The sequence below is a fragment of the Algoriphagus pacificus genome, from assembly GCF_017254845.1.
Lineage (GTDB): Bacteria > Bacteroidota > Bacteroidia > Cytophagales > Cyclobacteriaceae > Algoriphagus > Algoriphagus pacificus.
This window is the reverse complement of the sequence record NZ_JAFKCU010000001.1, coordinates 1,111,500-1,134,914: the sequence shown is the minus strand read 5'-3', so window position 1 is coordinate 1,134,914 and position 23,415 is coordinate 1,111,500. Positions and strand designations below refer to the sequence as shown.

Genomic DNA, 23,415 nt, shown 5'->3' with positions numbered 1-23,415 from the left:
GGGTATTAACTTTTTCATAACTGAATTAAAGATCCAAGCAGCCCAAATTTGAGCTGCTTGGAAATTTAAGAAACTTATTCGAATCCAGGGTTTTGGATTAGACTCGAGTTTCTGTTTAATTCATCCCTATGAATAGGAGTGAAATAAGATTTATCTAACCATTGTCTATTTTCCTTACCTGGATCGATCGGAACAACTTTGTATACATAGTTGTAAAGTGTAGGATCATAACGATATACAGAAAGTGTAGCACCAGGTTTCAAAGTACCAGTGATACTAATTGTATTAGCTTTTCTTCCAATAGTCTCTTCAGCAATCATCCAACGACGTACATCATGGAATCTCTGCTCTTCATAAGCCATTTCAATTCTTTTTTCATTTCTGAAAATTTCAACTAGCTCCTCTCCACTTGCAGTGATAGCTGGCTGACCTACTCTGAATCTAATCTGGTTCAACCAAGCTCTTGCTTCATCTTCCTGACCTAGCTCCAAAGATGCTTCAACATAGTTGAAAACAACTTCAGTATATCTTAAGATTGGCCATGGAACTTCTTGCCAAGTATTTTGATCAACAATTGCTGGATTTGGATCAATGAATTTTCTCACATAATAGCCAGTATAGCTACCATTCCAGTCTTCAATTGGACTGTTTCTAGTGTCCAAACCAAAGTGGGTTACTTTAGCTCCTGATTCATCAGTTACTTCGTAAGTACCAGTTTGGATCTGACCTAGTGGATCTCTTGGCTTATTAGCATTAGATCTTGGCTTCCATTGAGCTCCATCATAAAGGATAGAAGCATAGAAACGAGCATCTCTGTTTTCATATGGATTAGCTGCATGCTCTGGATTGCTCCAGTCAAACTTAGTTCCATCCATCATTTCATAATCATCAACCAACAGTTGTACAGGGCTGTTACCTGCCCAGTTGTTATAACCATTAGGTCCATTGTACAAACCTTGTCGACCACCATTTTCTTGTTTCAAATTGATGAAATATCTAGCCATAATCAACTCATTCTGACCACCATTTCTGGATAGAGAGTTGTTGATGTAGTTTTGAATTCCTTCTTCATGAGAAACTGGTTCTGAAAGCCCATAAAGATTTCCAGTCTTTTTATCCAATACAGCTTTTGCAGCAGCTTGAGCTTTTTGCCATCTTTCATTTCTATTTCCAGACGGATAAGCGACAAGTTCAATATTAGGATATCCTGCTAAAAGTGAAGATTTAGCTTTTGCAGTTGGTCCATCATGAAGATCACTAGCTGCATAAATTAAAACTCTGGATTTCAAAGCAAGAGCAGCCAATTCAGAAGTTCTACCTGCAGCCATAGATTTTCCAGCCAACATAGAAGCTGCATCATCTAAATCTTTTAAAATAAAGTTAACTGTTTCTTCAAAAGTTGCTCTTGGAATTTCATATGAATCTTCACCTAGTCCATAGGCTCTATCTACAATTGGAACTCCACCAAAGTATCTTAATAGATCATGGTAATAATAAGCTCTCATAAACTTAGCCTCACCAAGCAATCTATCCACGATACCACCATCATTTGCAAATTGAGGTTCAGATAGTTCTTCGATTGCAATATTGGTTCTACGGATATAACTATAGAGTCTGTCCCAGTTCCAAGTTCTATTACCAGCATTATTCCAACCAACATCGGCAGAGTTTACACGACTTTCTGTAAGAGTTGTTATCCCGCGACCAGGATGTGTAAAGATTGCCTCATCAGTAAATGATGCCAGCATCTCTTCATTAAATCCTCCTTGCCCAAGGCCTTGATAGATTCCGGTAACAAAGGCCTCTGCCAATGCAGGATCTGTCCAAACTGCGGATTCTGAAATTTCACTTAATGGTTGTGTATTCAAGAAATCGCTGTTACAGCTAAGCATCGTAAAAGATGCAGTTACTGCTATAATTAAATATTTAAATCTATTTTTCATGTTGTCAATTTTTTAAAATGAAACAGAAATACCTGTGTTGATTACTCTAGCTTGTGGATAATATTGTCCTGTAGCAGCGTCGGATTCTGGATCATATACTTTCGACTTACTCCATGTAATCAGGTTCAATCCATTTACATAGAAACGTGCATTTTTAACACCTACTTTCTCAGTCAAAGTAGCAGGAAGGTTATACCCAATTTCCAAGTTCTTCAGTCTTAAATAATCTGAAGGTCTAAACCAATAGGTATTACCACCAGACCAATACTGATCATTTCTATTAGCCAATCTTGGATCAGTAGAACTTGGGTTATCTATAGTCCATCTGTTATCATAGATATCAGATAGGTAGTTACCAATGTTTCCTGATTCACCTGCACTTATCCATTGTCTAGCTCCTAAAGCACCTTGGAAAAGAATAGTTAAATCAAAACCTTTCCAGTTTGCACCTAGGTTAATCCCGCCTTGGAACAATGGTATGTTGTTATTATCCAATCGTACTCTATCATCCGGAGTAATTTTACCATCACCATTGTAATCCTTGTATTTCATATCACCAGGACGCAAATTGTTGGTGATTGCAGAATAATCTAAAGTTTCAGAATCAATAGACTGCTGGTCAGGGAAAACACCATCATACTGATAAACCAAACCTGTATTCATTGGACTACCAGTAGATCTTTGCCAGTCTGGAGCACCTGGGGACTCATCCCAAAAAAGGATTTTGTTCTTAGCATAACCTCCATTGACACTAGCAGTATATTGGAATTCACCTTTTCCACCTCTTAATCCTAAGTTCAAGTCAAATCCTTTGTTTTCAACCTCTCCGATATTTTCTGCCGGTAAGGAAAGTCCTGTAGTTTGAGGTACAGATGCATTTCTCTGCCAAAGGATATTAGTTCTCTTATTATAAAATAAATCAAACTCGAAGAACACTTTTCCTTGCAAGAATTGACCTTCAAAACCTAGGTTAGAGTTGTTTGCAACTTCCCAGGTAATCGAAGTATTAGGAACTCTAGTTTCAAATAAAGTCTTTGTTTCAGTACCTCCAATTATATATGAACTAAATCCATATGTAGATAAGAACTGGTATTCACCGATTTGATCGTTACCTAACTGACCCCAAGAACCTCTGATTTTGAAGAAGTCGAAAGTTCCGCCAAGAGAATTCTTCCAGAAGTTTTCTTCTGAAACAACCCAACCTAACATCAAACCTGGGAAGAAACCGAATCTTGTATCTTCAGGGAAGATGTAAGAACCATCATTTCTCCATAGAAATTCTGCTAGATATTTTTCTTTGTAGTTATATGCAACTCTACCGAAGTAGTTCAAACGGGCTCTATTGAATGCACCACCACTGTTGTTCTTTTGAAGGTCACCACCAGCAAACATTTGGTCAATAGCGGTAGAGATAAAGAATCTTCTATAGGCACTGAAGTCATTTCCATCAATAGTTTCTCTGTTAACACCAGCCACAACATTTAAAGTGTGTACATCCTTAAAGGTTTTATCGTAACTAAATACACCACCTAATAGGATATTTAATTGCTGAGAAGTGAATTCATTCAAATTAGGTTCGGCAGGACCTCTTCTGCTAGGTACTAAAACCGGGGTTACGCCGTCATCTTCGAACCCATTACCTCTTTGGTAAAGAGTCCAAGGAATTTGCCATCTTTTAGTATATCTGATGTATTTATCGATCGCCGCAGTACCTGTAAATTTCAAACCTTCCACTCCTGGAATCTTGATTTCCAAATTACCGGTTGTCTGGATATAGTCACGCTTGTCACGGTCATAACCAGTTTGGTTAGTAGTAATTACTACAGGGTTTTGACCATTTTCAATATCTGGTCCCGGTAATCCATTCGGCCAATAAGCTGGCTGATTTGGCTTACCTCTCATCTGCATACGGAAAATTGCGTTAGCAGGCTGGGTAGGGAAGAATCTAAATTCCTCTCTAGCTAAAATTCCTAGGCCAACTTTTACGTACTTATTAACATTTGCATCCAAGTTGATTCTAAAATCATACTGCTTGTAACCAGTTGCAGCATTTTTATAATATGCATCTTGGTTTTGATAGCCCAAAGAAGTTAAATACTTCACATTATCACTACCACCGACTAATTGCAAATTATACCTGCTTTGTGGCGACCATGTTTTCAAGGTCTCACCATACCAGTCAGTATTTGGATAATTCCATGGATCAGAACCATTTCTATACAATTCGATTTCTTCAGGAGAATATGGAGCAGTTCTAACCTGACCATTTGGTCTTGTGAATTCACCATTCTGTTTGAAAGCTTCATTTGCAGCAGCCCACTCAGAAGTTGGCAATTCATAAATATTCAATTCATTCAAAGCATTAGCGTACTCAGCAGCATTAGCCAATTTAGGAAGCAGTGCAGGTTGCGCCCAACCTTGGTTTGCTTGGAAAGTCAATTCAGGCGCACCAGTTGAACCTCTTTTTGTTGTTACAAGGATTACACCGTTTGCAGCTCTTGAACCATAAATCGCAGCAGAAGCATCTTTCAATACAGAGATACTTTCAATGTCATTTGGATTTAATCGCTCCAAACCACCTGCTCTTGCGGGGATTCCGTCGATTACTACCAAAGCATCGTTATTACCAAGAGTATTGCTACCTCTGATTCGGATACCGGAACCGTCATAACCAGGCTCACCAGATCTGTTTACCGCAACAACACCAGCCATTCTACCGGCAAGAGAGTTGGATAAGTTCATGGCTGGAGACTTGGTCAGTTCCTTACCTTTTACGGTAGCAACCGAACCAGTAATTGTTTCCTTCTTTTGCTCACCATAACCTACAACAATCACTTCTTCAAGTGACTTTGTGTCTGGAAGCAAGGTAAGATCGAATGTGGATCTGTCCCCAACAGGAACTTCAAGCGTAGTAAATCCGATAAATGATAAAACCAATGTAGCATCGGAACCAGAAACATTGACATTAAATTTTCCATCTACATCTGTAACAGTACCTGTGGTGGTACCTTTAACTAAGACGGAAACACCAGGGAGCGGCAAATTGTCCTCTCCAGAAATCACGACACCAGACACCTCCCGGGTCTGCGCCATAACTGAGCTCATTAAGCCCAGAAAAACTAAAAATGTTAAGCTAAAAAGCCTAAAACGGGTAGAGTTTTTCATACGCGGTTATTGGTTTGGGTTGCATTAAATAAACTAGACTGTAATAATCTATACAATATTAGCCAATTTCTCACTGTATATTTTTGAATTCTGACTGAATTTTGCCCTATTCAAACGATTGCGTAAATTGAAAAGCGCATTAAATTGGATTTTTGGAAGATAATACGAGAAAATCCAGCAAAAGAAGTTTCTTTCCGTTTTGAAATCGGAAAATATTCAAACGATTTATTAACAAAAATTTAACATGTCTTAACAATCGTTAATAAAATTTCAAAAAAACTGCCTGACACAGAATTAAATTATACTTTTCTGAGAAAGACTAAAATCATAACCTTTTAACTACCTCTTTTTTGGGAATTCGAATAGACCACATGCCTCGTAAATCCCCTTTTTTAAATCCTAAAGCACGATCAGCAGGATATTTCTCTTTCAAAACTTCTTGTACTCCCAAAGACACCTCTGAAGTTGGATCACCATGACAATTTTGACAGATTCCGCCCGGGAAAATGATCGCTTTAGTGTATAAATAAACCTCGCCATCCTCTATTTTCTGGATGCTTGGATCAGTTTGAAGATTATTCTCCACATTGTAGGCATAGGCATCAAGAATAGGAGCTTCATCTTCGTCCGGTTTATTACTCGGATTCCTGTTTTTTGTCGAAACTCTTCTGATATTAATTTCAGGATTATTAAGCCCTTCCTCCACAATTTTAGAAGCGTTCACATTACAATATGAAATAGCATTCTCTAATCCGCCATCTTCAATGGCTTTTTGAAGGTTTGCAATCAGATTATTTTGTTCCTCAATTGAAATGGAATCACCCCAAATCATTGCTTCATCCAAAATATCAACCTCCAGTAACCTCTTGACTTCCATATTCTTATTGACTTCCTCAAAAACCTCTTTTGAAACTTTCTCCCTAGGCCCACAAGAGAAAATCAAACAAATGAAAATTGAAGAAAATGATAGGCTTTTCATGATTATGGTAAATTTCATCCTATAAAAATACGAATGCTTCAGAGGAATAAGTAATGTAGCTCTATTGGAAACAAGGACTTAGACTGATTTTATTAAGGATTAATTGAGTTTATAGGAATTTGAATAACAATAAGAAGTTTATATCAAGATTATTAAGTGTTTAATTAAATAATATAAACCAATAAAAGATTTAGTCATATCACTTGGGTCCCTTTGCCAAGTTAGGAATTCGCGTATTTTTGCTCTTACTCTTTTATGATTCTATGAGAAAGACTCTTTACCTGATATTGTTTAACCTATTTTTATGTCATGTGGTTTTTGCCCAGACATGGAAAAGAATGCAAAGCTGGGGTCTGGATTTTGAATCCATCCATTGGGTAAATACAACTAAAGGGTTTGTGGGTGGAGAAAATCTACTAATCAAAACGGAAGACGCTGGATTGACCTGGGTGGAAGTTTCAATTCCAATGCTGGAAAGAATCAATTCCATTCACTTTTTCGATGAAACAATAGGAATAGCAGTTGGTAATAACGGCCTGGTCCTTTCCACTGCTGATGGAGGGGAAACTTGGAATAAACAGGATTTCCCAAACTCCATTTCTTTAGAAGAAGCCTATTTTTTAGAGATTAATTCTCTTTTTGTTATTGGAGAAAATGGATCTATATACAAGTCAACAGACAAAGGCAAAACCTGGAATAAAATAACCTCCCCTGTCAATACTAATCTTTACGACCTTCATTTTCCTAGTGAAAGCAAAGGATATATTGCTGGAGAAAGTGGGGTTATTCTTCGTACCGAAGACGCTGGTCAAAGCTGGTCCAAACTGAATTCTACCTCCAATCTCAATTTGAATGCAATTTCTTTCTCAAGTGAGGAAATTGGATATGCTGCCGGAAATCAAGGAACAATATTAAAAACAACGGACTCTGGGGAAAGCTGGAGCATTTTAGCTTCAGGGGTGAGCAGTGATTTGCAAGACATTACTATAAATCCACGTGACAATAGAATTGTTATTGCAGTTGGCAAAGAAGCCACTTCTATCAAATCCACCAATTCAGGGACTTCTTTCTCCAAGGCCAATTTGGGGGCAGGAAATCTGAGAACAGTCAAAGCCCTTAATTTTTTACCTGAAACGAACCAAGTCCTGGCTGTTGGTCAAGACGGTTATTTGATCAGTTCAACTAACGCTGGAACAAGTTATAGTACCCGACTTGCCGGTGTTAGAGCAGATTTTAGAAGTACAGATTTCAAATCAGATAGAACGGGATACATTGCTGGCCAAGGCGGAAAGGTTTTTCTAACCACCAATGGTGCAAGCACTATAGTAAGCCGTCCTTTACCCGAAAACATGGATATTATTTCTATGGATTTTTGGAACACCAGCTTTGGGTATACTTCTGGACTAGATGGAAAAATGTATAGAAGTAGTAATTCAGGAAGCTCCTGGGTTGCTGTACCTGCCCAAACCTCAGAAAGCATCACAGGGTTTTACCTATTTGCACCTTCAGTAGCTTATATCACTGGGACCAATGGATACATAGCAAGATCTTTTGATTCCGGAGGGACTTGGGATTCAAATATTCAAACCAACACGAGCGAAAACCTGAAAGATGTCACTTATTTCGATTATCAGATAGGTTTTGCAATTGGTGATAATGGCCAAATCAGCTGGACCAATGGGGGAAATGTATGGGAAACTCTACCCAAACTCACGGATTTTGATTTAAATGCTTTGGCAAAATTAGATTCCAATTCTGCTGTAGTCGTGGGTGATAAAGGAGTCATTTTAAAATCGGAGGATAAAGCAAAAACCTGGAGATTAATCCCAACAGACTTTCAGGAAAACCTGAATTCCGTGGACTTTTGGGATGAAAATCTTGGCATTATCGTCGGTGAAAACGGATTTACTTTACAAACAAAAGACGGGGGAGAAACCTGGTTTCGTATTGAAAGCGGAACAAAAAGAAACTTGTTAGGAGTAAGTATGGGAAACCCATTGGTAGCTTTCGCAGTGGGGGAAGAAGGGACAATTTTAAATTATACTTGCGTAACTCCAGCAGGTGTCAGCGAAATTACAGGAGAGACCAACGTTTGCATGGGAGCTTCTATGTATAGTATAGTAGACAATCCTGCCACAGGTTCTGCAATTGTATGGAGAGTTGATGGTGGTGTAATTACCTCTGGCCAAGGAACTTCGACTATCCAAGTAACTTGGACTACTGCAGGCAGACAAGCTGTTTTTGTAAGTCGACAAAACTTTTGCGGGAATGGAGAAACTTCTGCCTTGGAGGTGAATGTCCAAATGAAACCAACTAACAATCATGAAATCCTAGGCCAAGGTATTTCTTGCACTGACCAAATAGAAACTTATAAAGTTGAGGATCCTAATTCCAATATTTTCACTTGGAGCATTACAGGTGGAGAAATTATTTCAGGGCAAGGAAGTTCTGAAGTAACCGTGCTTTGGGAAACAGCCGGTTCTAATTCAGTATCCGTGATTTTAGAAAATAAGTGCGGAAAATCTCCAGAAATAACAAAAACCATAACAATTGGAGCTCCTCCTGCGCAGCCGAGCACGATTACAGGAGAAAACTTGGTTGGCCTCGAGGAAAAAACCTATCAGGTTGAGGATATACCTGATGTAAATTATCAATGGAGCATCTCTGGGAATGGAGGAAGGATCGTCTCTGGGCAAGGATCCAATCAGGTGAATGTAGAATGGCTTTTGGAAGGGGACTTTGTCTTAAAAGTAACTCCTCAAAACGATTGCAATGAAGGAACTTCCAGAGAACTACCCGTAAATGTAAATATCATCACAGGTCTGGAACCTGTAGTGGATCCGACCATAAAGGTTTTTCCAAATCCAAGCACAGGAAGTATTTCCATAATTTCTGAAACCCTATCAGAATACACACAAGTATCAATTATCAATGCATTTGGGCAGGAGATAATCAGTCAAGGAATTCTTGAAGGTCAATTAGAATTGTATTTCCAGGATTTGCCAAGAGGTGTTTTGATACTAAAATTGAGAAATCAAAAGAAGATTTATACTAAAAAACTGATTGTTAATTAGGTTTATGGAGTCGCCGATTCCCCTCTTACAATCACATATTGGAAGATATCACCTATGATTCCATTTTTTATAAAAGCTTTCTTTAGGATAGCCTCAGGAATATATCCGGCTTTTTCTAAAACATTCATAGACTGCCCGTTAAAATCATAGACTTGGGCATAAATTCTCTGAATATCGAATTTTTCAAAAATGAATTTGGTATAAAGCTTTACAGCTTCAGAAGCGATTCCTTTACCCCAAAATGGTTCACCGATCCAGAAACCCAATTCCATGTTGGTTCTGAGTTCATCTTTCCCTCGATCGCATCCAATTGCTCCTGCTAATTTTCCTTCAAATTCTATGGCGAAATTTTGAGGTGGATTGAATTTTTGATTGTGCTCGATCCAATGCCTGGCATCGTGAATGGTGTAAGGCTGAGGAAAACTGTCCCTCAGGTTCATGGCAATTTTGGGATTATTCGCCAGGGGATAGAGCTGATGGAAATGGGATTCATTCCAAGTCACTAAATTAATTTCTCTTTCTCCGGCGATATTCATAAAAGTCGTTTGGTTTATTCCTTAAGTTAATAGGCTTATTTCAGAAACAATAAAATTGCAACAAATATTCGTACAAACAATCTACCTAATCTTCCATGCCGCTGGTTTGCATCTTCTCAAGATTTTCGGCAAGACGCAAAGCAGATATAAATTCCTCGATATGCCCATCCATTACATCTGGTAGATTATAGACAGTTTTATTGATTCGATGGTCTGTCACTCTGGACTGCGAATAGTTATAAGTCCGGATTTTATCAGCCCGGTCTCCGCTTCCAACCATTGATCTTCTTTGCGCTCCTACAGCCTCATTGTGTTTAGCCAATTCTATTTCATAGATTCTGGACCTCAACACTTTCAATGCTTTTTCGAAGTTTTTGATTTGAGACTTTTCATCTTGGCAGGTCACCACCAAACCCGTAGGTGCGTGTGTTAAACGAACCGCGGAATAGGTAGTATTTACGGATTGTCCACCTGGTCCTGAGGAACAAAATGTGTCTTTTCTGACGTCGTTCATATCCAAGTGAACTTCCACTTCATCCATCTCCGGAAGTACTGCCACTGAGGCAGCAGACGTATGAACTCTACCCTGAGATTCTGTGGCAGGCACTCGCTGAACCCGATGTACACCCGATTCATATTTCAACATACCGTAGACATCTGCCCCAGAAACAGTAGCAATAATTTCTTTGTATCCACCAGCAGAACCAAAAGTCAAATCCAATACTGTCAGCTTCCAACCTTGCATTTCGCAGAAGCGCTCGTACATTCTAAAAAGATCCCCAGCAAAAATTGAAGCTTCATCTCCACCGGATCCACCTCGTATTTCAAGGATACAATCTTTGGAATCATTCGGGTCCTTTGGAATCAAAAGTTGTTTTAAATCTTCTTCAAGTAGCTCCTTTCTATCTCGAAGGTCATCAATTTCAGCCTTTGCCATTTCCCTGAATTCTGGATCTTTTTCCTTATCCAAAAGCTCCTTGGAACTGGTTAAATTCTGTAATACCAAGCGATATTCATCATAGACTTCAACGATCTTTTCCAGATCCTTGTACTCTTTGGTCAGCTTGGTGTATTTGCTCATATCTGCCATACTTTCTGGCAAAACGATCAATTGACCGACCTCTTCAAATCTATCTTTTAGGGCTTGTAATTTATCCAGCATAATTTTTCTTTCGCCTTGCAAAAATAGAAAAATTATCGTCAGCAGTCCTATTTCATATTTCTTGAAAATAGGAGCGGAAAACCCCTAAACTTTAGATAACACAAATTATCTAGAGTTATAGAAATGTGAAGTTCTAACTTAATTCATTCTTAAAAAAGCAGGAAAACATTGATTCCTGCCTTTTTAATTAGATTAACTTACTTCACTACCTGATGAAAATTTATTTCCTGCTTTTCCTCATCTACTGTGAGTTGGGCGATGCTGACCAGCACTGTACCAGCTGTGATTGCATAACCTGCATAGGTCAGCAGGACTGCCGGGATACTGCCCGGTGCAGTGATCACAGCTGTTCCTACTGCTGCGATGATCAATCCGATTTTCTTTACTTTTTGGAAAAACGGAGGTGTTGGGGCGGAAGCCCTAGATGCTATTTCATTTAGAATGTTCATTTTTTGATGTATGATTTATGGTGTATGATATATGATGTCATATGACCGGAGTCGGATGTATTTCTACACCCCATGAAGGTTTAGGAATCGACAACTTGCGACTTGTTGTAGACCAATGTAAACTGAAACCTGTCTTCTAATCAAGCTCCAGTAGAACGAGATTGCTTCTCTCGATTCTCGGGATCGCAACGAGGTTGGCTGATTACTAACTTGGCGGACTGCGGGTGCGTTGAACCATACTCTTGAGCAGAATTTGCTCGGCTTCCAACCTGATAAAGAGTTCCTTCAGTTTTGAAAGTTCTTTATTCAGCTGTCTGAAATCCTGAATAAGGAGATTCAGGAAGTAGGCAATGACAGTGAGGAGGAGTGCGATGACCCCTCCTACTGCCTGAAACATCAGTCCATCCATTCTATTTGATGGCAGGTCAGGTTCAAGGCATTATCTGGACAGCTCCTTATCTCCAGTGTGACCTTTTCACCTTTCTTTAGTGCCTGCTCTATCAAGTGAAGGAAGCTAGTTTCCGCCTTTTTACTGGGCTTACCCATTCCCTCTCCTGTAATTTCAGACACCAGGATGATGTTTTGATCCAGGTTTCTGGTGCTTATTGCGACTTCAGAACTTTCATGGGATCTGATCCCATTAGGACAATTGAAGAGTCTGATTTCCTTTGATGTTTTATTTGAAATCAAATCCAGTTCATAAATTCCTTCGGGAATGCAGGATATTCCCTGCCTGAAGAAGTCAGATGGGGCCTCGATGCAATAGCAAAGAATTTTCCCATCCAGCAAAAAGACACCGTTCGTTCCTCCGGGAAAATATTCCCGGTCCAATACCAAGTCCATTGTTTAGCTGACAGCTAGGATTGCTGCCGGATTTTGGGAGATGTCGTTCATGTCGTACTGATCTCCATTTACATCTAGGAAGAATTCTATTGCAAGAGCGAAGAAATACTTCTTGCCAGCGACACCTGGTTTGGGCAAAGTCAAGCTTACCTCTGGAACAGTAACATTCACGATTGCCATTGCAGGAGTGGAAGCCGTTTCTGTATCGTAAGATTGAAGAGTAAAGTCAACACCTGCCCTGATCAATGAAATCCGGTAATAAGTAGATCCCTGTGAATAGACCAGATATTTTGATGGGACCAATTCTTGAATCGTCACTGATACAGAAGCAGCATCCTCGATCACGTCCAAATTGACTTTAAGCACGTTTCTCAAAGCCGACTTTTCAGAGAACTCAAATCCCTTTAAGAGATCCATATTTCCCAATTCAAATTTTCTTTCTCCTCATGGTGAAACAGGATCTGATTTGACGACTTTCATCGCAGTTGAGTAAAGTCTGTTATGAAGTTTGCCTCCATTGGACTTTAATTCAATTTCCCTGAAAGCATTTTTGAGGAATTTGGCTGATGAAGCAGCGACCGCAAATTCCTTTAGGTTTTCCCGAGTCCTTTGAAAGCGAGGATCATTTTGGATCCTTTTTTTAGAGACCCCACCTTTACGCCTGGCGATGAATTTTCCATCACGGTTTTTATAAAATGTCAGGTCACCCATGGTGCCTTCCAGTTTGATATATCCAGCTTGTTTAGCCATATCGTTCTATTATTTTTTAGTGAAACATGGCAGAAATCTGGAGCTATCTATCTGTAAATCAAAACAAAAGTGGAATCTATGGAAACAAAGTAAAACTTGAGCACTGTATAGAAAATATAGACTAAACCCAGCTTATCTATTGCGTATATATAAAGGAGCTATTAGGATGCATCCCTTTTGCTATAGCTTTGCAATACCTAGGATTTTGTCAAGATCTACAAAATCTGTAAAGCATGCAGTTCTTTTATCCTTTGAGATTTCGGATTTGTCCTTTGATTTCAATGATAAATCAAATGAACTGGAAATTCGAATCCAAAACTTTTAGGATTGGGAGAAAAAAGCATGTCTCTCCTATTTAGATCTCCTCTTATAAATTTTGATATTCATGATTTTGAGGCCATTCAAAAACATTGGCCTGAAATCCTTGAAAGAATCCAGCTATCAAGTCAGGATCTATTTAAGAGCATTCACAAAAAACTACCGGATCAGCTTTCTGACAAGGAACAAAAGTCAGTTTATAAGTATCTAATAAGAGGGAGATATAGACCCACTCCGTTTGGAAAATGGGCGGGAGTAGGAATTGCAAATTGGGAAAATGAATTGAATGAGAGCTCTGAAATTCCATCTGCAAGTTCAGTTGAAGAAGTACAAATCAAAGAGTATAAAGATAATTCGGGGTTTTACTGGCTCAACCCAAGTATACAGCCATGGTCGGATGGATGGAGATTTTGGAACTTCGATAGAGAAAAGGAAGAATGGAGGTACTCAAAAGTCCAAGATGGGCCCTTGATTCAAAAACTTAAAGAATTGGCCTTTCATGATCCAGAATTGGACCAAGCCCGTGTACTAAGAGCTTTCCCTGATGTATCATTCCATGACAAAGAGATCATATGGGACTATTTACTAGAAAGTCAGTTACTGGTAAATTATCACAGTGATTTATGGAGCAAACAATTATCAGAAACATCCATTTTCATTAAAAACCAAGCAACAGTTCCCTTGGTGCATATGCCGATTAAATTGACCCCCTGTCGCCGCTGGAAATTGACCCCCTTGAGTTAGTTGTATTTTTGGGTCAGAAAAGTGGGTTTTCTTTGCGGCTAATTTAAGAGTTGTCTTGGTTTATTTTTCGTTTTTTTCTCAGAGACTCACCCTGGAGTTCCATGCGGTGTGCATCGTGCACGATCCTGTCGAGAATTGCATCTGCCAAGGTCTGATCACCGATCACTTCATACCAGGCGTTAACGGGTAGTTGAGAGGTGATGATGGTTGACTTTTTCCCGTGCCGGTCTTCGATGATTTCCATCAGCAGCATTCTGCTCTGAATGTCCAGAGGTTGGATTCCAAAATCATCCAAAATCAGTATATCCTGCTTTTCTATCTTGATCATTTCTTTTATGGATGATCCATCAGCTTTTGCCATTTTCAGATGAGTGAGCAACCTGTTGGTACTGGTGTATAGTACTTTGTACCCTTGTGAGCAGGCTTGATTACCCAGCGCACAGGCAAGGTAGCTTTTCCCTGTTCCGGTACTTCCTGTCAGCAGTATGTTCTCTCCCTTTTTGATGTAGCCGCCGTCTGCCAGTCGGAGCAGCTGATTTTTGTCGAGCATTCTTTCCGGATGGAAGTCAAGGCCCTCAATGGTAGCTTTATACCGGAATCTGGCGTTTCTCAGGCTTCGTTCCATACTCCTGTTTTTGCGTTCATCCCATTCGTTTTCCACCAATAAGTGGATCAGTTCGTCTGGGGTGAGCTGATCCATTGACGGGGTTTGGGTTACGTGCTTAAAGCTTCGGACCATACCGTAGAGCTTCATTTTTCTCATTTTTTCAAGTGTTTGTTCGATCATTTGTTTTTGGTTTTAACTGTAATATTCTTTACCCCGGATGTTATGGTGGTGGGGAGTCAGTGCATTGTCCTCCGGCTGTTCTTCAGCAGGGCTGAGGGCGTCAAGGTTCTTGGAAAGGATATCCTGTATGATTGGATAAGTATAGATCCCGTACTCGGCAGCCCGTCTACAGGCTTGGATCAGCCGGGAGGTTCCGGCTTTTTTGGCCAGATGGAGGATCCCTGCACAGGACTTGTAGCCCTGCTCGGCATGGGGTTTGGTTTCCATCAGAGCGGCCATGTAATCACCGACCTCACTACTGATCTTATTCCCTTCGCAGACAAAATAGTCATAATTCCAGCTGGATACGTACCGCTGACTTGCTGCCAGGTGATCTGCAGAAGTGGTGTACTTGTGCTTGCGCCGGTCTCTTTTGTGTTGGGCTATGCGATGGTACCGGTAGAAAATCTCTACCCGGTCGTTGTTGTAGAGTACTTTGACTTTCTTGCCGATGAACTGATGGGGAACGCTATAGTAGTGCTTATCCTCGGCCAGGCAGATGTGTGTGTTTTTCATTACCGTGGAGATTTTGACCTGCATGAGTTGGTAAGGCAGGGCAGGAAGTGCCTGTAGACTTTCCCGTTCGAGCTGATCAAACTGTTCCCTGCGGCTTTCTTCTCCACGGAGGGCACGTTCATTATAGGAAGCCAAAAGTGGCTTTAATGCTTCATTGAGCCCTTCCAATGAAAAGAACACCTTGTTCTGAAGATGAATATAGATCCGCTGATAAACCAGTTTAACAGCGCCTTCCACTAGTGATTTTTCCCTTGGCTGGCGAGGACGTGTGGGAAGAATGGCGGTGCCATAATGTTCTGCAAAGGATTCATAGGTCTCGTTAAGTATAGGGGAAAACCTACTGCCCTTTTGAACTGCCGACTTCAGATTATCAGGGACTATAGCTCTGGGAACACCTCCGTAGTACTCCAGCATCCTGCGGCAACTTTCTGTAAAATCCTCTTTCTTTTGGCTCAGTGTAGCCTCCAGATAGGTGTATTGGCTACACCCAAGCACGCCTACAAACACCTGCTCGGGGAGATGCTCTCCTGTCTCCGGGTCGGTGATGTAGAGAGGCTTGCCGGCATAATTAATAAATACCTTATCTCCGGCCTTGTGTTCAAAATGCATCGTCAGGCTCCTCCGGTTCAGGTATTCGCTCAGATAGGCTTTGAACTGGCTAGGGCGGTACCCCTGGGGGTGTTTGGCAATGTAATCCTCCCATAGTAGCTGCTGGGTCATGCATTTGCGCCGGAGTTCTTTGGAGATCTTGGGCAATAGAGCGGACAGGATTTCCTGTCGCTTACTTTGCTGCTGGGGAGCAGGGGGGCCGAGAATCGTCTCAGAAAGTGCTTCATCAGACAGCAATTCCACTTCTTGGTGAGTCAGTGTTGTTTCTTTGAACCGTCTGAGATAACTTTTAACAGTATTACGGGCTACCCCGGTAATCTGGCTCAGCTGTTTGGTGCCACGGCCTTCAAAATGGCCTCTCAAAATCTGTCGAATCTTATTCATGGTTAGGGGTCGGTTAGCCATCATTACAGGGTTTTAATCCTGCACCAACAGCATTCGCAAGACCACTATTCCATTCCCAAAAAAATATTAACCGAAGGGGGTCAGTTTGCTCCGACTAACGGGGGTCAATTTGCCCCGGCCAGATGGGGTCAATTTGACCGGATTTTGCACAAGCTCTCTCCTAGAAGAGAGGTCGACAGATTCCGCTGAAAGTGGAGATTATAAGTAAAAATACATCTTTCCAGGCTGCAAAGTTCCAAACTTATTTCCTCGGCTTAAAAGGAATATTCTCAAGTTCCGATGGGATTACCCAGATTCCTTTTGTTTCAGTTGCCATACCATTTTTTATAATAACACGATATCGGAGGTAAAGCTTGATGTTCATGATTGAAGGCTGAAGGCTCATTCGATAGTAGCGAATAAGACTTTGCCCATCTTTGATCTCTAGCTTGGTCGGAAATGCCTCCCGGATTTCATATAAGCTTCTTTTGGTTTTACCCTGATCATTTTGAAGCAAAAATGTGAAGTATGGGCCTTTGATATTCCGTTGCTGAACTTCTGAAAGGTATACTGGCTTTCCTGATAGGTTTTCCATTTCCAGTTCCAAATAAAGAAATGTGCCTGTTTAGAATTACCACCAAGTTTTTATTTCCTTTTGAAGTTCTTCTTTCGACATGACAAAAGAACGGTGAATTTCAACCATTTTTCGGCTGTCCTGATTTGGGCTATGAAAGGAACTATTTACTCCTCGTTCATGTGAAAGGTGAAATAGAACCCCTTCAACATGTTTGTGTTTTTTACCCATAATATTCCAGCGATTAACACGGTCTCCGTCTTCCCTACCCCATCCATAAAATTTTTCATTTTCCATTCCTGCCTCCACATATGATTTCAAATTTGCCATAAATACTCCTCCAACAGGATTAGGGTTGTATAATATCTTCATTTTACCTTGGTGAGCTTTAAGAAGATTAACTTCTTTAGTATGTATAAAAAGATCTCTTAAAATTTTCGAGGTATCCAAAAATTTATCCTTGTAAGGAATTACAAAATCAGCTTCTCTCTTTCTCAATAAATTTACTGATTCTTCAATCTGTTCAAAAGGAATTATAATATCTGTATCCCAAACTATGATATATTCAGTTTTAACAGTTCTAACTAATTGATTAATGTATTTTGTTCGATGAAAAATATTGTCAAGATCTTCAATGAAGCTAAAGTTTACCTCTTGCGGTAATAATCTTTTTAGTAGATGAGAATTTCTTTCAGAAGCCTCTAATACACTAATTTGCGTATCAAAATTTGAATTTAAATAGTCTACAGTTACTAATGTATTTTCCAAGCGATTAACTGTATCAATTCGTAATGGAATTAAAACGGTAAAGTCTTTTAAGTTTATTTTTCTCATATTACTTTCAAATTACTTTTAGAGATTTTTCATTTAATTCCATTATTTCAAAGATAGCCCACGCTAGTCCTGTCAATCCAGATGCAAAGCCAATACTTTCTTTGAATTTGTCATAAAATTCATTTCTCCCACCTTTTTCTAATTCTATTGCTTTTTGATAAACTTTTTCATCTGAAATTAGGAGCTCTTTATTTCCTTTTATTTCATTTAGTCTATTTGAAATCAAACTTAAACCAGTTAAACCATCATTAACAGAAATATTTAGATTCTTTAACTCAGTATTTAAAATCAGCTCAAGATCAATTTCCCTAATCAAAAAATCCGCATATTTTCTTAGCTCAGGGCAATCAGTCTCTTTTAAATATGTTTCTATCCCTAATAAAAGATATAATCTATTACTGTGAAGACTGGGAAATAGGGTTATTAAATTTGGTATTAGATAATCAATAATTCGATCAATTTTAGAATCATTTACTTTCAAATTTTTTGCTCTTCCTAGAACAATTAGTGAAAGGGGCAAATCCCAATAAATATTGAAAAGTTGCGGTTCTCTGTCTTGGATTTTTTCTTCTTCAATCAATTTCCCAAGCTGATTAATCAAACTAGCAGTTAGGTTTTTAAAAATATAAATATTTGAATTGTTGCCTGATTCTATTGAACTTTTCAATCGATCAAGACTATAAATCAAGTAACCTAAAATGCCGTTTCTTAAATTTGCTTGAAGATTGGTTCTTTGATCATCTAAAAATCTAAAAATCCTATCGTCCAATTCACTCAACGTTTCATTTAGATCGGCATCAACAAAATCATTATTTACCAAATAAGTGATTCCAAAAGCAATTCCTGCCAGACCATTTTCAAAATCAGCTTCTAGGCGAGCTTCTCTCGATTTTTCGAAAATCTCCCCAACCAAATGATCTGCTAATTCTTGAAGCTTATGATTTTTATTTTTTTTTGCAAAATGGTAAAAGTAAATGGTTAAACCCAACTTACCATTCAATAAACCTAAAACATGATTTTCTTTTGCATTGACTAATAAAAGTTTATTGATTTCATCAAGATTTTTCATGTAAATAATTTCTTTTAATATTCATTGATCGATTTTAATTTGAAAAATAATCTTTCCGCAACACTTAAATCCTGCGTTATAATTTCGGCTGTTCCCAAAAGTTCTTGGTTTATTTGAATCTGTTTCCCAAACGAGGTTCTTGTTCCAAGTGGAAGAGTGCAATAAACCAAATAATTCCCTTCCTCATCAGGAGAGACAGATATACTCCCTACTTTTCCGCTAATGGTACCAAATTGTTGAAAGGGGAAGTTATCTAACTTAATTAATACACGTTGCCCCACATTAATTTTTCCGGTGTTTTTAGAAGAGACAATCATTTTACCTAAAAGATCTGAACGCTGCTCGGGCAATATTGTAAATACATGTTCCCCTGTTTTTACGAATTGATTCTCTCCCCATATCCCTTGAAAACTAACTTGACCATCAGTAGAGGAAATCAATAGATAATTGCGTTCCCATTCCTTCAATGCCCTTTTTAAAGCATAATAGGACTGAATAAGACTAATTAAAACTCTCGATTCCTCTTGTTCCTTTGTCATTTGAGTACTTTTAAGTAAATGACCAGCATTAAAAAGAGCTTCTTGAAGTTGCGAAATAGTTATTGCAATCCCATTTGCTTGTTCTTGCATTTGAAGATATTCCAATTCCTTTCTTTCGAAATCTTTTTCAGCAATAACACCATCTTCAAAAAGCAACAAATTTCGATTGAAATCCTTCTCTACTATAATCAACTTTCTTTCTAATATTTCTTTTTGGGCGTATTGACTATTTAAGCGTTCTTGAATTTCTAGAATTGACTTTTTGTTCCTTTCCAATTGAATCAAAGCGGGCTGAAGCCTTTTAAGCAGCCTATATTCTAAGTAATTCCTTTCAAAAACCACAAATGCAGGTTCTATTTCTCCCAAGTCAGCACCTGACAAAGAGTCCATAGGAAAATAAAAATCATTACTTTCGGTGAAGGTGATACCTTCAATTATTTTTTTAAGCATCATAACACTTCTCAAATCAGATGCGTTTTTAATAATTGCTATTGGCTGCCCAGCCTTTACCTTTTCTCGATTCGCTAAAAAAAATTTTTCAATTTGACCTGAGTTTACAGCTATTATTTTTTCAGTAGGCTCTAGGGTGGTAACCATTATTCTAGAGTTAATAAAATCGGGATATTTTATAAAAAAGGATAAGAATATCAAAAAACAAGTAATAATAAATACTAAGGTAATTCCCCATCTAATAAGCCAAGATGGGGGTGTAGAAATAATCTCTTGAACCTCTTCTGATCTCAGATTTAAATCATCTATATTTTGATTTCTTAATGGCATTATTAGTTCGCACTGATTTTTTCTAGGTCCAATTGATTCTTAACCAGATTATAATATACCCCCGATAGTAAAATCAATTCTTCATGAGTCCCAGACTCTTTAATTTCTCCATCATCCATTACGATTATTTGATCAGCATTTCTTACAGTACTAAGGCGGTGCGCAATGATAAATACCGTTTTACCTTTCAAAAAATTATTTAGATTTTCCATGACAACCCTCTCATTTTTAGCATCAAGGGCTGAAGTTGCTTCGTCAAAAAATAGAATTTCAGGATTTTTATATACTGCACGAGCAATAAATAAACGTTGTTTTTGTCCTGTACTAATCCCAATTCCTTCATTTCCAATTACAGTATTATACTTTAGGGGAAGTGATTGAATAAAATCGTCGATATTAGCAGTTTGAGCAGCCACTACTAATTTATTGAGATCAATCACTTCTTCACCAACAGCGATATTTGCGGCTATGGTATCGTTAAAAATATATCCTTCTTGCATCACTACACCACAATGATCTCTCCAACTCCTTGCTGAAATTGAATCAAAATTATTTTGACCATATTGAATTTTTCCTTTATTTGGCTCATAAAATTTGAGAAGAAGTTTCATTAAGGTTGTTTTACCACACCCACTTGCACCTACTACTGCAGTTATTTTATTGCAAGGGACATTAAGATTTATTCCTTTAAGTACATTTTCCTCAGCTCCCATGTATCTAAAGCTAAGGTTCTCTATAATCAAATCTTCTTGTGGTTTAATATCATAAAGAAGCTGTCTATCCTTTGCTTCTTCTTCTTCTTTTTCGTGGATTTCATTCAAACGTTCTAAACTTATTTTAGCATCTTGATACGTTCGGACAAAGGTTACTATCCCCATTATTGGGCCATTAAGTTGACCGATAATATATTGGAGAGAAAGCATCATCCCAAGCGTTAGTTGCCCTTCAATTACCAAAAGAGCGGAAGAAAAAGTAACCAAGATGTTTTTTAGCTCATTTATTATAGAAGATCCAACTCCTTGGGTTTGCTCTAAAGCAAGTGTTTTTATGGATACCTGAAACAGTCTTGCCTGTGCAAACTCCCATTTCCACCGCTTTTGAGTCTCGGCATTGTGCAGTTTTATTTCTTGCATCCCATTGATTAACTCTATAACAGTACTTTGTTCTTGACTAAGTTGTCCAAAACGCATGTAATCCAATTCTTTCCTTCGCTTGAGAAAATAGAGAATCCAAAATATATATAATATACTTCCACCCATAAAAATCAAAAAAATCAAAGGGCTGTAGTATAACAGTACAACACCAAATACAAAAAGATTAAAGAAGGAAAAAAGTGTGTTAAGAGTTGATCCAGTAAGCAAATTTTCAATTCTTTTATGATCGTTGATCCTCTGCATAATATCCCCCGTCATCCGAGTATCAAAAAAGGAAATCGGAAGATTCATTAATTTTATGAAGAAATCGGAAACAAGGGAAATATTAATTCTTGTACTAAGATGCAATAGTATCCAACTGCGAAAAACTTCTACACTGGTTCTTCCAAAAAATAGCATCAATTGCGCAGTCAATACCAAATAAATAAAACCAATGTCTTGGTTTTGAATACCAATATCCACAATACTTTGTGTCAAAAAAGGAAAAATTAATTGAAGCAAACTACCCACCAACAAACCAACTGTCAGCTGAATAATAAGATTATTATATTTCAATAGATATTGAAAAAGAAACTTTAAGGAAAGATGATTAGATCTTTCCCATTTAAGTTCTTTAAACTTAGGAGTTGGCTCCAATAAAAGAGTAATGCCCTCTTTACTTTGTTCTGTAGCATTATTTCCAATCCATCTCGAAATAAATTCTTCTTTTGTCAATTGGATCAAACCATAAGCAGGATCTGAAAGATATACTTTACCATTTTTTATCCTGTACACTACTACAAAGTGGTTTTTGTCCCAAAATACTATCAAAGGAAATTGGGCTTGCTCTAATTTTTTAAAGTCAAGTTTTGCCCCAATACTCTTAAATCCAATAGCTTCAGCAGCGTCACTAAGTTTGAGTAGATTGCTTCCAGACCGCGTAGTTTCGGAAAGCTTCCTAATCTCTTCTAGAGAAATGAGTTTACCATAATATTTGGCAATAATCCGTAAACAAGTAGGTCCACAATCTTTGGAATCAGGTTGTTTGTAATAAGGAAAAGAAGGTTTCAATTTTTCACTTTAATGTTACAATGCCTATAACTGGATTCATTTCTTCCATTGTAGTATTTTGAAACTTCTCTTCTTTTACATAATAGAATATGTCATTTTCTAGATCCAGAGGTCTTAGAACTACTGGTTGATCATCTTCATCTAATACTCCAAAATCAAAATTATATCCCTTGGATTCCTTTTTACTATATATAAAAAGTTTTTTATCCTTATTTCGAGCATATTCACAAATTATGTAAGAAGAAGAGTGCATAATATTATAAATATCAACTGCCTTCTTGCCATTCTCGTCAAAATGAGGCTCTTCAAATTCAAACTTTAAATGAGGAATTATCGAATCCTTTTCAAATTTATAAAGCGTATCTCTCAAAATATTCTCCTGGGTCAAAACAGGAGTATATAAAAATGAACCATCGCGACTATTGCTTAAATAATGCTTACTCGTGTATCTGATGCCAGCAGCTTCCTTTAGGATTGTGTTCCTCAATAGGATACTGTCAGTTATATCAAGGTCAGGGGATAATTCAAATAATAAAGTTTGGTTAGAGAAACCTTTTTCAACAGGAATCCAATCTCTTCCAAAAATCAAAATTGGCTTATGATCAACAATACTTATATAAGTGATAAAATCGGAATATTTCTTTTCTTTTACGAATTCATACCTCTCGTCATATACCAATAGCTTCCGTATACTCCCTAAATAAATTAAGCCTAATTCTTGATCAGTTTCAATGGAATATGCGCTTCTGTACTCACCAGGTCCTTCTCCTCTTACCCCTAATTTCCCAACAAAATTACCTTTGGAATCAAAAATCCGCACACTACCGCTAGTATCGCGAATTAAAAGATTTCCATTAAATCTTTTTACTTCTAAAATAGAAGTTAAAAAAGCACCAACTTTAGTTTCTAGAGGTACTTTACTAACATTCTTAGCAAGATCATTCAAATGTAAATTTGAATTATTTGTTTTGGGGATTTTTATTGAATTAATTCCAGAACTTGTATCATTGGAACAACTTGAAAATACATATATAAAAACCAACAACAACACGAAAACCAACAAATGTAAACTACGGATTTTAAATTCAATTAGATCCTTATGTATAGGAACAAACAT

20 protein-coding genes are annotated in these 23,415 nt (G+C 38.1%); 2 read left to right on the top strand and 18 right to left on the bottom strand.

What is annotated here, in order from left to right; translation table 11 throughout:
• Positions 1–74: 74 nt before the first annotated feature.
• The 3 genes from J0A69_RS04730 to J0A69_RS04720 all read right to left on the bottom strand — a co-directional run bounded on the left by J0A69_RS04730 (position 75) and on the right by J0A69_RS04720 (position 6,087).
• Positions 75–1,943, bottom strand: a complete 1,869-nt coding sequence (locus tag J0A69_RS04730; RefSeq protein ID WP_206585345.1) for a RagB/SusD family nutrient uptake outer membrane protein — start codon at positions 1,941–1,943, stop codon at positions 75–77.
• Between the two features lie 12 nt (positions 1,944–1,955).
• On the bottom strand, positions 1,956–5,108 hold the full coding sequence (locus J0A69_RS04725; RefSeq protein ID WP_206585344.1) for a SusC/RagA family TonB-linked outer membrane protein: 3,153 nt from the start codon (positions 5,106–5,108) through the stop codon (positions 1,956–1,958).
• A gap of 325 nt (positions 5,109–5,433) precedes the next feature.
• A complete protein-coding gene (locus J0A69_RS04720; protein ID WP_206585343.1) occupies positions 5,434–6,087 on the bottom strand; it encodes a Tll0287-like domain-containing protein in 654 nt (217 codons plus the stop codon).
• Positions 6,088–6,350: 263 nt separating this feature from the next.
• Here J0A69_RS04720 and J0A69_RS04715 point away from each other — a divergent pair, with 263 nt between their 5' ends.
• Positions 6,351–9,161: a YCF48-related protein gene (locus J0A69_RS04715; RefSeq protein WP_206585342.1), complete on the top strand. Its 2,811-nt coding sequence runs from the start codon at positions 6,351–6,353 to the stop codon at positions 9,159–9,161.
• 2 nt (positions 9,162–9,163) lie between these two features.
• Here J0A69_RS04715 and J0A69_RS04710 read toward each other — a convergent pair whose 3' ends face one another.
• The 7 genes from J0A69_RS04710 to J0A69_RS04680 all read right to left on the bottom strand — a co-directional run bounded on the left by J0A69_RS04710 (position 9,164) and on the right by J0A69_RS04680 (position 12,901).
• Positions 9,164–9,697 carry a GNAT family N-acetyltransferase gene (locus tag J0A69_RS04710; RefSeq protein WP_206585341.1) on the bottom strand — a complete coding sequence of 178 codons (534 nt, stop codon included), beginning with the start codon at positions 9,695–9,697 and terminating at the stop codon, positions 9,164–9,166.
• Between the two features lie 85 nt (positions 9,698–9,782).
• Entirely contained in the window at positions 9,783–10,859 is a 1,077-nt protein-coding gene (prfA, locus tag J0A69_RS04705) for a peptide chain release factor 1 (protein WP_206585340.1), read from the bottom strand.
• A gap of 197 nt (positions 10,860–11,056) precedes the next feature.
• On the bottom strand, positions 11,057–11,308 hold the full coding sequence (locus tag J0A69_RS04700) for a hypothetical protein (protein WP_206585339.1): 252 nt from the start codon (positions 11,306–11,308) through the stop codon (positions 11,057–11,059).
• 205 nt (positions 11,309–11,513) lie between these two features.
• Complete coding sequence (locus tag J0A69_RS04695) at positions 11,514–11,705, bottom strand: hypothetical protein (protein ID WP_236032643.1); 192 nt, start codon at positions 11,703–11,705, stop codon at positions 11,514–11,516.
• On the bottom strand, positions 11,705–12,151 hold the full coding sequence (locus tag J0A69_RS04690) for a DUF5675 family protein (protein WP_206585337.1): 447 nt from the start codon (positions 12,149–12,151) through the stop codon (positions 11,705–11,707). The genes J0A69_RS04695 and J0A69_RS04690 overlap by 1 nt, the downstream gene beginning before the upstream one ends.
• 3 nt (positions 12,152–12,154) lie before the next feature.
• Positions 12,155–12,568, bottom strand: a complete 414-nt coding sequence (locus J0A69_RS04685) for a hypothetical protein (protein WP_206585336.1) — start codon at positions 12,566–12,568, stop codon at positions 12,155–12,157.
• Between the two features lie 27 nt (positions 12,569–12,595).
• Entirely contained in the window at positions 12,596–12,901 is a 306-nt protein-coding gene (locus tag J0A69_RS04680; protein ID WP_206585335.1) for a hypothetical protein, read from the bottom strand.
• 342 nt (positions 12,902–13,243) lie between these two features.
• Here J0A69_RS04680 and J0A69_RS04675 point away from each other — a divergent pair, with 342 nt between their 5' ends.
• A complete protein-coding gene (locus tag J0A69_RS04675) occupies positions 13,244–13,963 on the top strand; it encodes a lantibiotic dehydratase (protein ID WP_206585334.1) in 720 nt (239 codons plus the stop codon).
• Between the two features lie 43 nt (positions 13,964–14,006).
• On the opposite strand, the gene istB is transcribed toward J0A69_RS04675, so the two are convergent.
• The 8 genes from istB to J0A69_RS04635 form a co-directional block, all read right to left on the bottom strand.
• Positions 14,007–14,750 carry an IS21-like element helper ATPase IstB gene (gene istB / locus J0A69_RS04670; RefSeq protein ID WP_206585333.1) on the bottom strand — a complete coding sequence of 248 codons (744 nt, stop codon included), beginning with the start codon at positions 14,748–14,750 and terminating at the stop codon, positions 14,007–14,009.
• Positions 14,751–14,762: 12 nt separating this feature from the next.
• On the bottom strand, positions 14,763–16,298 hold the full coding sequence (gene istA, locus J0A69_RS04665) for an IS21 family transposase (protein WP_236032642.1): 1,536 nt from the start codon (positions 16,296–16,298) through the stop codon (positions 14,763–14,765).
• 262 nt (positions 16,299–16,560) lie between these two features.
• Entirely contained in the window at positions 16,561–16,893 is a 333-nt protein-coding gene (locus J0A69_RS04660; protein ID WP_206585332.1) for a hypothetical protein, read from the bottom strand.
• A gap of 36 nt (positions 16,894–16,929) precedes the next feature.
• Positions 16,930–17,706 carry a glycosyltransferase family protein gene (locus J0A69_RS04655; protein WP_206585331.1) on the bottom strand — a complete coding sequence of 259 codons (777 nt, stop codon included), beginning with the start codon at positions 17,704–17,706 and terminating at the stop codon, positions 16,930–16,932.
• 7 nt (positions 17,707–17,713) lie between these two features.
• Positions 17,714–18,775, bottom strand: coding sequence for a glycoside hydrolase family protein (locus J0A69_RS04650; protein WP_206585330.1), 1,062 nt, complete (start codon positions 18,773–18,775; stop codon positions 17,714–17,716).
• A 14-nt stretch (positions 18,776–18,789) separates the two neighbouring features.
• Positions 18,790–20,094, bottom strand: coding sequence for an HlyD family secretion protein (locus tag J0A69_RS04645; protein ID WP_206585329.1), 1,305 nt, complete (start codon positions 20,092–20,094; stop codon positions 18,790–18,792).
• Positions 20,095–20,096: 2 nt separating this feature from the next.
• On the bottom strand, positions 20,097–22,298 hold the full coding sequence (locus tag J0A69_RS04640) for a peptidase domain-containing ABC transporter (RefSeq protein ID WP_206585328.1): 2,202 nt from the start codon (positions 22,296–22,298) through the stop codon (positions 20,097–20,099).
• Between the two features lie 4 nt (positions 22,299–22,302).
• The gene (locus J0A69_RS04635; RefSeq protein WP_206585327.1) at positions 22,303–23,415 is read right to left on the bottom strand and encodes a 6-bladed beta-propeller; all 1,113 of its coding nucleotides are present in this window, start codon (positions 23,413–23,415) and stop codon (positions 22,303–22,305) included.